Here is a 13,316-nt window from a genome sequence, read left to right as displayed (position 1 = left end):
AGGGGTTAGCCGTCGATTTCCACTAAAGCTTTTTTAATCAGGGCCGGTGCTTTGTGACATTTTTCTTCATTGACTGCACAAAGGGCAAAACGCAACCCCTTTGCCAAAGCCACCAGGAAGAAATCCTCTTTTATCAAATAGTCACGCACTGCTTCTGGATTTTTGCTGGGAACCGACAAGAAGAATCCATCACGATAGGTACAGGTTTTTAAGCCGACTTCTTTTGCAGCGTTCATGAAGGCTTTGGCACGCATTTGAAGAATGCCACGCCATTTTGCCTGTTCCGTTTCAAATCGATTCAGCAAGGTCGGATCCGAAACAATATTAGCCAGGGTCGTCTGTGCAACGTGGGTGCCGTTAGACCAAGTCCCTCGGTTGGAGTAGGCTCCCGCTGCGGCAAACTCGTTGGCAATTTCTTCCGTCGGTGACACACAAAGCAGCGCTCCATTGCGCAGGCCGTACATGGTGTACGCTTTCGAAGCTGAATAAGCATACAGTGGCAACACATTTTCCGGCATGCCAGTTAACAATTCCATAAATGCCCGGGCTTCTTCACCTTGGCCGGCAAAATCAATATAAGCAATATCGCAGAGCACAATAATTCGCCATTCGGGATGCGCCTTGGCCTGTTCAGTATAGAAAGCAATTAATTCTCTCCATTCATCATCGGAGATACTGTAGCCCGTTGGATTGTGGGCCGGTGTGTTCAAGATAGATAAAACGCGGTGCTGGCTTCTAAAAAGCTTCAAGAATTCTTTTTTATAAGATTCCATATTGAAATTGCCTTCATCGTTAAACAGTTGAAATGTTGTGATCTTGCGATGGTTTTCATCAGCAATGGTACCATAAGGCGCCCAATGCCAATCCTGAACCAAAATGGTGTCGTCAACTTCTGAATAATTGGCAATTGCATTGCGAACCGCACCTGTTCCGCCCGGTGTCGCCACCGCTTTGATATAACCTTCCGGCTTATGATGTTTGAAACATGCATAAACCACATTTTCCAAAAATTCCGGCGTCCCCGCAATCCCGGCGTAGGCCGCAATCCCGGCGTCTGGAATATTTCTGAATACAGAATAAACAGAATCAAAAGTCACAAGCTTGCCATCGTCATCCATAAATGCGCCCAGGGTCGAATTAATGACTTTATCTCGGCCAATTTCCGCAATACGTTTGTTGGCTTCAGAGGCCACCTGAAAAATCGGATCCGTTCCTTGAGCTCTCACAGATGTTTCGATCACCATTCTATTCATAATCTTGCCCTCCATTCGTGTAGTTTCTATATTTCTTTATACCTTTCTGATATATATTGTTTCCTTTTGCATCAATCGCCACGATAACCGGAAAATCTTTTACCCTTAATTTCCGAATGGCTTCTGTTCCCAAGTCATCGTAAGCGATAATTTCAACCGCTTGAATATGGTCGGCACATAAGCTGCCTGTCCCGCCTACACAAGAAAAATAAACAGCCTTTTTTTGTTTTATCGCTTCAATAACCGCCTCTGTCCGATTGCCCTTGCCAATCATCCCTTTTAATCCACGAGCCAAAAGCTGAGGTGTATAAGCATCCATTCGGTGACTGGTTGTGGGGCCAGCCGGCCCGATGATTTCGCCTGGTGCCGCTGGACACGGTCCCATATAAAAAATAATCTGATCACGTATATCAATGGGCAGCGGCTTCCCGCAGTTCAAGTTTTCAATCATGCGCTTGTGCGCCGCGTCCCTTGCTGTATAAATGATGCCGTCAATAAATACCTGTTCGCCGGCTGTTAATGAGGCAATGTCTTCCGATGACAGAGGTGTTTGCAAGTGTTTCATCAAATCGCAACCTTTCCATGTCGATCGACATAGCAACAAAGATTAACAGCAACCGGCAGACCAGCAATATGGGTCGGATAATCTAAAATGTGAACACCCAACACTGTGTTAAGACCGCCCATTCCCATGGGGCCGATTCCCAATGCATTGCCCTGCGTTAAAATTTCATTTTCCAACGTTGCAAGATGCTTTTTGGGATGTTTTCGATTTAAGGGAATCGTCAATGCCTCTTTTGACAAAAGCGCTGCCTTTTCAAAGGTTCCGCCCAATCCCACACCGACAATAATCGGCGCGCATGCATTGGGAGCTCCTCTACTAATGGTTTCCAGCACGAATTTTTTCACACCTTCAATACCGTCTGATGGTTTCAGCATTTTAAGTGCACTGGTGTTTTCACTGCCAAATCCCTTGGCCATCACTGTTATTTCCAGCGATTCACCTTCGACAATCTGATAATGGATAATCGCCGGCGTATTGTCATTGGTATTCGTCCGCAATAATGGATCTGCCACCACCGATTTGCGAAGAAATCCCTCTACATAGCCCTTGCGAACCCCCGCCTGAATGGTGTTTTCTAAGCAGCCGCCTTCAATGTGAACATCTTGTCCGAGTTTGACAAAAACGATCGTCATCCCCGTATCCTGGCAGATGGGACGATGGCGTTCTTGCGCCAAATCGATATTTTGATGTATGAGCGCTAAAATGCCCTGTCCCGTTTCAGAAATTTCCGATGCCTCAGCTGCTTGGAGCGCTTCAAGAACATCCGGATTAAGCTTGGCATTAATATCAATACACAATTTTGCAATTTTTTCCTCGATGACATCTGTTTGAATTATTTTCATGGTGCCTCTTAACAACGCATTTTTAAAAATCACTTTCAGAATAACAGCATTATTATAACATAATTTAAAAGGCTTTCATCGATTTATTTGAAATTTTTTCACTTTTTTCACTTTTTTCAAGTTTTTCATTTCGATCTTTAAATTAATCCGTTTATATTAAATTGAAAAACTGATTTTGTCTTAATGCCTCATATAAAACAATATTCACCGAATTGGCCAAATTTAATGAACGTGCGTGGGGATGATTTTTCATAGGGATGCGAAAACGTTTATTCGGATACCGCGCATGAATCGCCTTTGGCAGCCCCGCCGTTTCTCTCCCAAACATGATGTAGTCATCGTTTTTAAAAACAATATCTGCATAATTTTGATTGCCATGCGTTGTTAACAGATACAGCTCCGGATCATTATTTTCTTCCAAAAATGTTTCAAAATCGAGATAAGCTGTTACATCGACCATATCCCAGTAATCCAGACCCGCTCGCTTAACCGCCTTGTCGCCAATTGAAAATCCCAGCGGCTCGATCAAATGAAGCTTTGTTTCGGTCAATGCGCAAGTTCGGGCGATATTGCCGGTATTTTGCGGAATTTCCGGTTCGAATAATACAATATTGAACATGTTTAACCCTTTCTTCTTTCACTTTTTATATTATAAAAGAATTATGTGCAATAAAAAAGATGGATTTGTAAAATTTACAGTTCCATCTTATCATTAATTTTAAATTATAGGGTGAGCCTTGGCAATACGATTGAAAAGGTACTGCCTTCATTCAATTTGGAATCAATTTTGATATGGCCACCATGTTGATTAACAACCATATCAGCAATATTTAATCCCAAACCGAAGCCTCCAGATTCGCGATTACGCGCATCGTCCACACGGAAAAATCGGCTGAAAATTTTCTTTTTATTTTCTTCCGAAAGCCCTACTCCCGTATCGCTGATGGCGATCACGACATTGCGAACACCTTCACGCAGTTTAATGGTTACCTTGCCTTTTCCGGGCGTATATTTAATGGCATTGTCCACCAAAATGCGAATGGCGCGTTTCAGCTGTTCTTCGTCTCCTTTAAATTCAACATTTTGCTGAATATCGCCTTGCAGATCAATTTGATTTTCTGCGGCAAAATCATACATCAAATCCACCACTTCTGCGCACAAAGCACTTAAATCAAATGGTTTTTTTTCCATAACGATTCGTTTGTTATCTGCCTGTGCAATCGTCAAAAGGCTGGATACCAGTTTTGACATGGTTTCACTTTCACTGGCAATATTATCGAGCCAATGCAGATTTTCGGCCAATACTTCGTCTTCCTTTAGGCGTAAAACCTCAACATTGGTTTGAATGACCGTTAATGGCGTTCGCAACTCATGAGAAGCATCCGCAATAAATTTTTTTTGGTTTTCAAAACTTTCTTTGATCGGCTGGAGTGATTTTCCCGCTAAGAAATAACTGATTGGAATTAAAACCAAAATTCCACCGCATCCAATAAAAAGCAACAAAATCAAAATAGTTCGTGTGGCACTTAACTCTGAAGTGATTTGCTGATAAACCTGCAAGGTTTTAACTTTTCCTCTTTCCTTGAAGCGAATCGAATATACCCGGTAAGAAACATCATCGGTATAAAAAGTTTTAAAAGCATCATTGAATTTTGTATTCTTTACATAAGAATAACCCTGCATGATCAAGGAGCTGTTCATAATTTTCATGCGATCAATGCTGTCATGATTGTCCCACACGATATATTCATAACCGATTTGATTATGAAAATCCTGGGTTTTGCTATCGTTGGGATAGACTTCCCCACTGCGAATATTATTGGCAACTTCCCGCAAATAACGTTCGCTGTTATTGGTAATGTTCCATCGCAGCATAAAAACCAAAAGCAAAATAAATATCAACAAAAAAGCAATAAGGATCAGAACGTTAAAAAGCGTGATTTGCTTTTTAATCTCCTTGAACATTATCTTTTACCCATTGTGTATCCAACACCACGGATGGTATCAATTTTAACATTGGTATCAGCCAATTTTTTTCTCAGATTATGGACATAAATTTCGATATTATTTTCATTAACCTCTTTATCGAATCCCCACACGCGATCTAATATCTGTTCACGCGTAAAAACTTGATTGGGACGTTTGATCAACATTTCCAGAATCTTTGCTTCTTTAACAGAGAGTTTATATTCTTCACTTTCCGTTTGAAGGGTATTCTTTTTAGTGTTAAAGCTAATGTTTTCAAAGTCAATACATTCGCCTTTGATTTCATTGTCCGGACGGCGACTCAATGCCCGGATGCGGGCAAACAATTCCTTCGCGGAGAAAGGTTTGACCAAGTAATCATCAGCGCCAAGATCGAGTCCCTTGACCTTATCGTCAACGGTACCTTTCGCCGTTAACATTAACACCGGTGTTGTGATGTCTCTGTCGCGAATTTCCTTGAGAATTTCCAGACCGCTTTTGAGCGGCAACATGATATCCAAAACGATAACGTCGTAAATCGGATTTAATGCAAAAAGCAATCCCTCTTCACCGTCATTGGCAACGTCGCAATCAATATTTTGAATTTTACACAACTCTTGTAAGGCATCTGTAATTTTTTTTCGTCTTCAATAAACAAAATTCGCATAAATTGTTTCCAGCCTCTCGTTTATTTTTTGCAACAGTATATCCATTTTTTCTTAATTCTGCTTGAACAGAAAAGCCCTAACTCTCGGGCTTTTCTGGTCCAGAATGGTTTTTCCCTCTGAATCACACATTTATTCTTTTACTTTTCTTCATTCTATTTTACCCATAAAATAGGATTTTATTTTGTTGACAAAAAATCTTTCAAGCTATAAATTAAAGATAGATTCAGCTTATTTAAGATATCATTATTTTATCTATATTATTCCAGGGGAGGAATTTCATGTCAATTTTTAATGAATTTAAATCACGGCTTCAGTCTGAGAAAAAAACCATTGTCTTCACGGAAGGAGAAGATCTCAGAATTCAAGCAGCTGCGGAACGGCTCACACAAGACGGTACTTTGCAAGTGCTTTTGGTTGGATCTGTTGACGCCATTCAATCATCTGCTCAAATCAACGGCTTTGATATCAGCCGATGCCAAATAATTGATCCATTTCATTATGCGGATATTGAAGCAATGGTCAAGACTATGATGGATCTACGCAAGGGAAAAATGACAGAAGAACAGGTTCGCGAATCGCTGACGCACAGCAATTATTTTGGCACCATGCTTGTCAAAATGGGTAAAGCTGACTGTTTGCTTGGCGGCGCAACTTATTCCACTGCGGATACGGTCCGCCCGGCGCTTCAGCTCATTAAAACCAAGCCTGGCGCACATTTGGTCAGTTCTACTTTTATCCTAATGCGCAACCAGGAAAAAGAAAAGCTTGCGTTTGCCGATTGTGCCATCAATATTGATTATCAGGATCGCTTGGATAAAGACGGCAATGTCACTTTATCTGCTGCCAAGCAACTGGCGGAAGTCGCCGTGGAATCTGCAAAAACCGCCCAGATTTTCGGTATTGATCCGAAAGTGGCTATTCTGTCTTTTTCCACCAAAGGATCCGGTAAGGGCGGCACTGTTCAACTTTCACACGACGCCACTATTGAAGCACAAAAATTGGCTCCGGAACTGGCTGTTGACGGTGAATTGCAATTTGATGCTGCTGTCTCTCCTGCCGTCGCCCAAACAAAATGCCCGAATTCAAAAGTTGCCGGACAAGCCAATACTTTTATTTTTCCAACTATTGAAGCCGGCAATCTCGGTTATAAAATTGCATCTCGTCTCGGCGGTTTTGAAGCTTTTGGTCCTATTCTTCAGGGACTCAATGCTCCTATCAACGATCTCTCCCGCGGCTGCAATGCCGATGAAGTTTATAAAATGTCACTTATTACTGCGGCACTCGGCTAATCGCGCTATCACACCCACCCTTCCAAAGGGTGGTTTGCTCCAGGGCAATAAGCCATAGGATACCAGGCCAGCGTCTCAAAGCGCTGGCTTTCTGTTTCGGTGGGATACTCACCAGCATATGAATATGGTCCGTCATCAGATGCTCCTCCAGATTTCCTCACCTTTATAACCACATAACTGTTTGAGGATATCTTTTATACCCGCCTTATGTAGATTATTTTTCGTCTATCCTTTGGTGTAAAGACGATAGGATATTTGCACATCCATTTCCGCAATAGCCTGAACAACTTTATTGTAATCGAAGAGGTGATTTTTTATATAACAAACGTCGCGCCCCCACATAGCGGGCCGTTAATATTTCGTGCATATTCTTTTCTCTGATGGGAATCTCACACCCACTCAACTGGGTCTATCCGATCCACAATTTAAAAGAGCCTGTCAGTGATCAACCTGACAGGCTCTTTTTAGTTGCACCGTTATTTTATTCCAAACGTTCCATCACGCTCATATAGGCCGGGCGAATGATTTTGTCTGTGCAGATAAGTTCTTCCATACGGTGAGCACTCCATCCAACGATACGGGCCACAGCGAACAGCGGCGTATAAAGTTCTTCCGGAATATCCAACATCTCATACACAAAGCCGCTGTAAAAGTCAACATTAGCACATACAGGTTTGGGATGTCTGCGTTTACTGTTAATCAAACCCGGTGCCAACTTTTCAATATTTTCATACAACAGAAGATCATTTTCACGTTTTTTTTCTGCAGCCAGTTCGCGAACATATTTTTTAAAAACGCGCTCTCTGGGATCGGACAGGGTATAAACCGCATGCCCCATCCCATAAATAAGCCCCTTATGATCAAAGGCATCGCGATCTAAAATGCGATTTAAATAGGCAGCAATCTCATTTTCGTCGCTGTAATCTTTAATATGTGCACGGATATCCGCCATCATGTTCATCACTTTGATGTTTGCGCCGCCATGCTTCGGCCCTTTTAAAGAAGACATCGCCGCCCCAATCGTCGAATATGTATCTGAGCCACTGGAAGTAACCACCCTGGTCGTAAAGGTAGAGTTATTCCCGCCACCGTGTTCCATATGGAGAATCAGAGCCGTATCCAGTGTTTTCGCCTCCACCGGCGTATAAGAACGGTCCGGCCGCAGCATCATCAAAAAATTTTCCGCCGTTGACAATTCTGGACTCGGGTTATGGATATACATCGATCCATCCAAATTAGCAAAAACATGCGCGTGATAACCGTAAGCAGCCAACATCGGAAATTGACCAATCAATTGCAGGCACTGCCGCAAATTGTTTTCAAGCGAAGCGTCCTTCGCCATCGGATCGTAGGATGCCAACGTCAAAATTGAGCGCGTCATGCTGTTCATGATATCGGCACTTGGGGCCTTCATGATGACATCCCGGGTAAAATTAGTTGGTAACTTTCGATACTGGCGAATGGACGCTTTGAATGTCTTAAGCGATTCGTCTGATGGCAATTCCCCTATCAAAAGCAAATAAGCGATTTTTCCGAAGCCCGGTTCACTTTTCCCAAGCGAATTGATGAGCGTTTGAACTTTATAGCCCCGATACCATAACTCACCTTCGCAGGGCACGTTGCGTCCGCCTTGTGCTTTGGTACCGTCCACTTCGGAAATATTAGTCAAGCCCGTCAAGACACCCTTGCCATCCGCATCACGAAGACCAAGGTTAACCCCATATTCTTCATATAAGCGGGGAGAAATCGCGTCATTATCCCGACAAATGGCAATTTGTCTTTCTAAATATTTAGATTGTCCTTTCCCCATCGCCATTTTCCTCCTGTTTGCTATTTTCCAGTTCAACCGTCATGACTGTATCCAGTTGCTTCATGAGATTCAAAAGTTCCATCATATTCTGGCGACCAAACTTTTCGATCACGCGACCATAGAATTCCTTGGTGACCTGTTGATGTTTTTCTTCAATGCTGCGGCCTTCTTCGGTGATCATCACATAAGTTCCCTGTTCGCCATCCCCGTCATGGCTCCAAATGACAAACCCTTTATCCCGCAGATTGCGGGCGATGCTTGAGATCGTGCGCATTGGTCGCTGCAGACGCTCCGCCAAATCGCTTAAATATGTTTTCCCGCCATAAATGGGATCATTCGCCTCATTCTCGATGATTAAATTCAAGGCAATGTATTCCGGGACCGTCAGCTCATAAAAAAACTGGCGCACTTCGTCATTGTTGACCAAAAAACGTCGGTACATTAACTCGTTCGATAAATTTGTCAAATCGACAATTGATTGATGGTCCATCGCTCTATCCTCTCTTATGTGATGATTCGCTATTTGAGTCAAAAATTATATAAGACACAACTTTACTTTAAATTAAAAAAGCATTCTTACTCCATCTCTCGATCTGCCTTTGCCAACAACATTTTTTCCTCCGAGGTTAAATCATGCCGTGCAAACAGATCCGGGCGCCTTTCCCGAGTCAACAGCAATGCTTGCTGCAAACGCCATTTCCGAATCTGTTCATGATTGCCGCTACGTAAAACGGAAGGAACGATTTTTCCATGATAAGCAATTGGCCGGGTAAACTGTGGATATTCCAGTAAATCCCGATCATGGGACTCCCATTCAAGACTGCCGGATTTTAAATTCCCGGGCAAAAGCCTCAAAACACTATCGGCCACAACCATCGCCGCCAGTTCTCCTCCCGTTAAAATATAGTCACCAATGGAAAGTTCCATGTCCACTTCGGATAATATTCGGGCATCCATCCCCTCGTAGTGACCGCAGATTAAAATCACATGATCAGTTTGCGCCAACTGGACAGCCTGCTTTTGTGAGTAGACTTCTCCCCAGGGTGTTAAGGCGATCGTCGTACTCTCGGGGATTCTGACAGATGCTAAAGCCGATAACACCGGCTCACAGCGGAGAACCATCCCCGCGCCGCCGCCGTAAGGTGCCTCGTCGATATGACGGAAGCTGCCATCTGCATAATCCCGAATATCAATTACTTCAATTTCAGCTGTTAGTAACTGCAACGCGCGCATGACAATATGTGATTGCAAGAAACCATCGAACATTTCCGGACAAATGGTTAGAATGGTTATTTTCATCATATGTTTTCCGATCTTCACAGGAGATAATTAGATTTATTATATCATAAAAGGGACTCCAGGTCCTGTCTGAAATCCCTTTTGCCTCATATCACATCATGCCCTTGCTTTAATTAAAAAGTCATTGCATCGTTTGTGTCAACGCGTCTTTCGTCATGTCTCTGCCAAACCATTTAAGCGTTAATTTTCGATAGGTGCCATCGGCTTTCAAATCGGCAATCGCCCGGCTGATTTTTTCGCTTAACGCGCTGTTATCTTTCCGGCAGGCAATCGCAAAGGCCTTTTGATTGATCGCCGCCGAGGTGATCGCTAAATGTTCGGGATCCTTCTTTTGATAGGTAATTGCGACGGCTTCATCCACCACGATATTATCAATCTTTTTCTTTTTGAGCGCTTTAAATAACTTGGCGCTATTGGAAAATCCCTTGATTTTAATTTTAGGGTACCGCGTTTGCAAATCGGTCATCGTGTCCCGTCGTTTAATATCCTTTAACATGCCGACTTTTCGCCCGTTTAATTTTTCTGCGCGATCGATTGTTTCTTTTGCTGGCCGACCGCCAGCATCCGCCTGCTGTTCGTTGGTTTCTTTTCGAGAGACGATGACAATCGAGCTGATAAAATACGGATCTGTCATCGCAAAATTCTGCTCTCGCGCAGTTGTATCGTTAATGGCTGACATCACACAATCATACTTTCCGCCGTTCATTCGATTGAAAATGCTGTTCCAGCCGGTATCAATCCAAAATGCACGAACTCCCATCCTTTGAGCTATCGCATTTCCCAAATCAATTTCAAACCCTTTGAGCGCTTTATTTTTATCACGATATTCCATCGGCACAAAATCCGAATCTGTTCCGATCGTCAATACGTTATCCGCCAAAGGATCCGTTTGGCGGGCTTTCCCACAAGCGGTCGCTCCCAATAAAAGGGTCACGGCAAAAAGGATAATGACTAACTTTTTCATCATCGCTACCTCCTTTTCAGCCTTATTATATGTTATCTATTGCAGGATGTCCATTTTTTATTTTCCTCAGCCCATCTCATTTATGCTAAGATAAAATACATCTTATCAATATCGGGAGCATTTTTATGACAGAACAATTTTCAAGAACAGCGCTTTTATTGGGTGAGAAAGCGATTCAAAAATTATCCCGTGCCCATGTCGCCATTTTTGGTATCGGCGGCGTCGGCGGATACGTTTGTGAAGCTTTAGCTCGCGGTGGCATCGGCCGTTTTGATTTGATCGACAGCGACCGTGTAAGCCTTTCCAATCTCAACCGGCAGATCATCGCCACCCATCAGACCATCGGCACGTTTAAAGTTGATGCCATGGCCGCTCGGATCCGCGACATCAATCCCGCAGCGCGGGTTACATCCCATCGCTGTTTTTATCTGCCGGAAAGCAAAGGGGATTTTGATTTCAGCCAATACGATTATATCGTCGATGCCATCGACACCGTAACCGCCAAACTCGCCTTGATCACAGAAGCTCAAGAAAAAAGGGTCCCGGTTATCGCAAGCATGGGCGCAGGCAACAAACTTGATCCAACTCAGTTTGAAGTGACGGATATCGCCAAAACCTCTGTCGATCCGTTGGCGAAGGTGATTCGCCGAGAGTGTAAAAAACGAGGTATTGACCACCTCAAAGTGGTCTATTCCAGAGAACAACCGATTCGCCCGCAAACCGGCACCGATTCTGAACCACCCCATGATCATCATCCCATTCCCGGCTCTGTTCCCTTTGTGCCCGGCGTTGTCGGCCTGATTATCGCCGGAGAAGTCATCAAAGATTTAACCCAAGACTGCTGTCGCTGTTAAAGCGGCGGGCCATCGCCGATTATCCGAAATATTTTCTCTAAGTGGACAAGATATTGTTATTTCCGGTGGTGGGATTACGGTATAATTAAAAGCGATATTATAAAGTCATTCCAAGGGGGATTTTAAAACATGTCCATTTTTGACGAATTAAAAGAACAACTTCAAGCCAATCACAAAACCATTGTTTTTCCGGAAGGCGATGATCCGCGTATTCTCTATGCCGCCAATCGTCTTTTAAAGGAAAAAGCATTAAATGTCATTTTGCTGGGTGACACCATGAAAGTTTTTCTCGCCACCCGCGACGATCAATATGACTGCATCAACGAAGCAGAATTCATCGATCCCAAAACCTACCCCAAAGAAGACATGGATGCCATGGCGGCGCGAATGGTCGAACTGCGCAAAGGCAAACTTACGGAAGAAGAGGCACGTGAAGCCCTGATGCAGACCAATTACTTCGGCACCATGCTGGTTCAGATGGGCAAGGCCGACTGCCTGCTCGGCGGCGCAACCTACTCTACCGCAGACACTGTTCGCCCGGCCCTCCAGCTTATCAAAACCAAGCCGAGCGCCCACCTCGTCAGTTCTACCTTTATCCTGATGCGCAACGACGAAAAGGAAAAACTGGCTTTTGCCGATTGTGCCATTAACATCGACTACAAAGACCGCGTGGACAAAGATGGCAATGTGACGTTGTCCGCCGCTCAGCAATTGGCCGAGGTGGCTGTTGAATCTGCAAAAACTGCGAAAATTTTCGGCATCGATCCCAAAGTAGCGATTCTTTCCTTCTCCACCAAAGGTTCCGGAAAAGGCGGCACTGTCCAGCTTTCGCATGATGCTACCATCGAAGCACAAAAAATGGCACCGGAATTAGATATTGACGGTGAACTTCAGTTTGACGCCGCTGTTTCCCCCGTTGTCGCTCAAACCAAATGCCCCGACTCTAAAGTTGCCGGTCAGGCCAACACCTTTATCTTTCCACTGATCGAAGCCGCCAATATGGGTTACAAAATTGCTTCCCGCTTAGGAGGTTTTGAAGCCATCGGTCCGGTTATGCAGGGGCTTAATGCACCGATCAACGATTTATCCCGCGGCTGCACCGCTGACGAAGTCTACAAAATGGCGCTCGTCACTGCCGCCCTTTCCGAATAATTCAAGATTAAAACCAATAAAAAGCCCAAAGGCATAAACGAACGCCTTTGGACTTTTTTATTGGTCTGCTCTGTCTACCAGATATTGGGCAAAAAATTTTTGCCGATTCCTCAATCATTTCTTTTCGATTCTCCCAGCATTGAGTTAACCGCGCTTGCCATTTTTTCAAAGGTGAGGAAAGTTTCGGCATCCCCCGTTGCCAAAACAGCAGTTTTAGACCATATTGACCAATCAATTCAAAAACACCGGGCAAAAACTTTCAATGTAAACTTTAAACCAATACATACACGACACTATGATTTTTCAAACCGATAAATCGACAATAACAATAAATAACAAAGGTTATGATCAGCTTGATTTCTTCAATTTCCGTTTTCATAATGGTTTCTATCATACGCTTATCCGCCCGCAGACTTTGCTTGAACGGTTCTTCAAAATCAAGCATATCAATTGTCACCATATTATTGGTTTCAAAAAAATCAACGATCCCAGAAATGCACGCCGCATAATCGCGAATCGCTTCAGGATCTTTTCCAGTATTCAGCACCTACTCGGTTTTTTCCATGCCTTCCTGGAATAATTGCATTGCCTGATTCTTCATGGCACTTCCTATTTTAAGCAATTAAAAAACCGCCTCCGGCGCCTCAGTCTGGTG

14 protein-coding genes and 1 pseudogene are annotated in these 13,316 nt (G+C 43.6%); 3 read left to right on the top strand and 12 right to left on the bottom strand.

Annotation, left to right across the window (positions count from 1 at the left end; translation table 11 throughout):
• Positions 1 to 5 precede the first annotated feature (5 nt).
• From HMPREF0721_RS02600 to HMPREF0721_RS02575, 6 genes are all read right to left on the bottom strand, one after another.
• Positions 6 to 1,268 (bottom strand): pyridoxal phosphate-dependent aminotransferase, encoded by a 1,263-nt coding sequence (locus tag HMPREF0721_RS02600; protein WP_006597979.1) that lies wholly within the window; start codon positions 1,266 to 1,268, stop codon positions 6 to 8.
• Positions 1,246 to 1,818: a Fe-S-containing hydro-lyase gene (locus tag HMPREF0721_RS02595; protein ID WP_006597978.1), complete on the bottom strand. Its 573-nt coding sequence runs from the start codon at positions 1,816 to 1,818 to the stop codon at positions 1,246 to 1,248. Before HMPREF0721_RS02595 ends, HMPREF0721_RS02600 begins: the two co-directional genes overlap by 23 nt.
• Positions 1,818 to 2,660 carry a fumarate hydratase gene (locus HMPREF0721_RS02590; protein ID WP_040639855.1) on the bottom strand — a complete coding sequence of 281 codons (843 nt, stop codon included), beginning with the start codon at positions 2,658 to 2,660 and terminating at the stop codon, positions 1,818 to 1,820. The genes HMPREF0721_RS02595 and HMPREF0721_RS02590 overlap by 1 nt, the downstream gene beginning before the upstream one ends.
• A gap of 151 nt (positions 2,661 to 2,811) precedes the next feature.
• Positions 2,812 to 3,279, bottom strand: a complete 468-nt coding sequence (gene trmL, locus HMPREF0721_RS02585; RefSeq protein WP_006597976.1) for a tRNA (uridine(34)/cytosine(34)/5-carboxymethylaminomethyluridine(34)-2'-O)-methyltransferase TrmL — start codon at positions 3,277 to 3,279, stop codon at positions 2,812 to 2,814.
• Between the two features lie 104 nt (positions 3,280 to 3,383).
• The gene (locus tag HMPREF0721_RS02580; RefSeq protein ID WP_006597974.1) at positions 3,384 to 4,625 is read right to left on the bottom strand and encodes a sensor histidine kinase; all 1,242 of its coding nucleotides are present in this window, start codon (positions 4,623 to 4,625) and stop codon (positions 3,384 to 3,386) included.
• On the bottom strand, positions 4,625 to 5,239 hold the full coding sequence (locus HMPREF0721_RS02575) for a response regulator transcription factor (protein WP_006597973.1): 615 nt from the start codon (positions 5,237 to 5,239) through the stop codon (positions 4,625 to 4,627). The genes HMPREF0721_RS02580 and HMPREF0721_RS02575 overlap by 1 nt, the downstream gene beginning before the upstream one ends.
• A gap of 332 nt (positions 5,240 to 5,571) precedes the next feature.
• Between HMPREF0721_RS02575 and pta (HMPREF0721_RS02570) the strand changes: the two genes are divergently transcribed.
• Positions 5,572 to 6,582 carry a phosphate acetyltransferase gene (gene pta / locus HMPREF0721_RS02570; protein WP_006597972.1) on the top strand — a complete coding sequence of 337 codons (1,011 nt, stop codon included), beginning with the start codon at positions 5,572 to 5,574 and terminating at the stop codon, positions 6,580 to 6,582.
• A gap of 79 nt (positions 6,583 to 6,661) precedes the next feature.
• Here the strand turns inward: pta (HMPREF0721_RS02570) and HMPREF0721_RS11425 are convergent.
• The 5 genes and pseudogenes from HMPREF0721_RS11425 to HMPREF0721_RS02550 form a co-directional block, all read right to left on the bottom strand.
• Positions 6,662 to 6,845 (bottom strand): annotated as a pseudogene (locus HMPREF0721_RS11425) (transposase); the annotation flags it as partial.
• A gap of 218 nt (positions 6,846 to 7,063) precedes the next feature.
• The gene (locus HMPREF0721_RS02565) at positions 7,064 to 8,398 is read right to left on the bottom strand and encodes a citrate/2-methylcitrate synthase (protein WP_006597971.1); all 1,335 of its coding nucleotides are present in this window, start codon (positions 8,396 to 8,398) and stop codon (positions 7,064 to 7,066) included.
• The gene (locus HMPREF0721_RS02560) at positions 8,373 to 8,882 is read right to left on the bottom strand and encodes a MarR family winged helix-turn-helix transcriptional regulator (RefSeq protein ID WP_006597970.1); all 510 of its coding nucleotides are present in this window, start codon (positions 8,880 to 8,882) and stop codon (positions 8,373 to 8,375) included. Before HMPREF0721_RS02560 ends, HMPREF0721_RS02565 begins: the two co-directional genes overlap by 26 nt.
• Positions 8,883 to 8,968: 86 nt before the next feature.
• On the bottom strand, positions 8,969 to 9,691 hold the full coding sequence (gene trmD / locus HMPREF0721_RS02555; protein ID WP_040640197.1) for a tRNA (guanosine(37)-N1)-methyltransferase TrmD: 723 nt from the start codon (positions 9,689 to 9,691) through the stop codon (positions 8,969 to 8,971).
• 121 nt (positions 9,692 to 9,812) lie between these two features.
• Positions 9,813 to 10,658 carry an ABC transporter substrate-binding protein gene (locus tag HMPREF0721_RS02550; protein ID WP_006597968.1) on the bottom strand — a complete coding sequence of 282 codons (846 nt, stop codon included), beginning with the start codon at positions 10,656 to 10,658 and terminating at the stop codon, positions 9,813 to 9,815.
• Positions 10,659 to 10,780: 122 nt separating this feature from the next.
• Between HMPREF0721_RS02550 and HMPREF0721_RS02545 the strand changes: the two genes are divergently transcribed.
• Positions 10,781 to 11,509 (top strand): tRNA threonylcarbamoyladenosine dehydratase, encoded by a 729-nt coding sequence (locus HMPREF0721_RS02545; RefSeq protein WP_006597967.1) that lies wholly within the window; start codon positions 10,781 to 10,783, stop codon positions 11,507 to 11,509.
• Between the two features lie 129 nt (positions 11,510 to 11,638).
• Positions 11,639 to 12,661, top strand: a complete 1,023-nt coding sequence (gene pta / locus HMPREF0721_RS02540; protein WP_006597966.1) for a phosphate acetyltransferase — start codon at positions 11,639 to 11,641, stop codon at positions 12,659 to 12,661.
• A 271-nt stretch (positions 12,662 to 12,932) separates the two neighbouring features.
• On the opposite strand, the gene HMPREF0721_RS02535 is transcribed toward pta (HMPREF0721_RS02540), so the two are convergent.
• Positions 12,933 to 13,208, bottom strand: coding sequence for a hypothetical protein (locus HMPREF0721_RS02535; RefSeq protein ID WP_040639853.1), 276 nt, complete (start codon positions 13,206 to 13,208; stop codon positions 12,933 to 12,935).
• Positions 13,209 to 13,316: the final 108 nt, after the last annotated feature.

It is taken from the genome of Pseudoramibacter alactolyticus ATCC 23263 (assembly GCF_000185505.1).
Classification (GTDB): domain Bacteria; phylum Bacillota; class Clostridia; order Eubacteriales; family Eubacteriaceae; genus Pseudoramibacter; species Pseudoramibacter alactolyticus.
The sequence above is the reverse complement of the archived record's forward strand: the minus strand, read 5'-3'. Positions and strand labels throughout refer to the sequence as shown.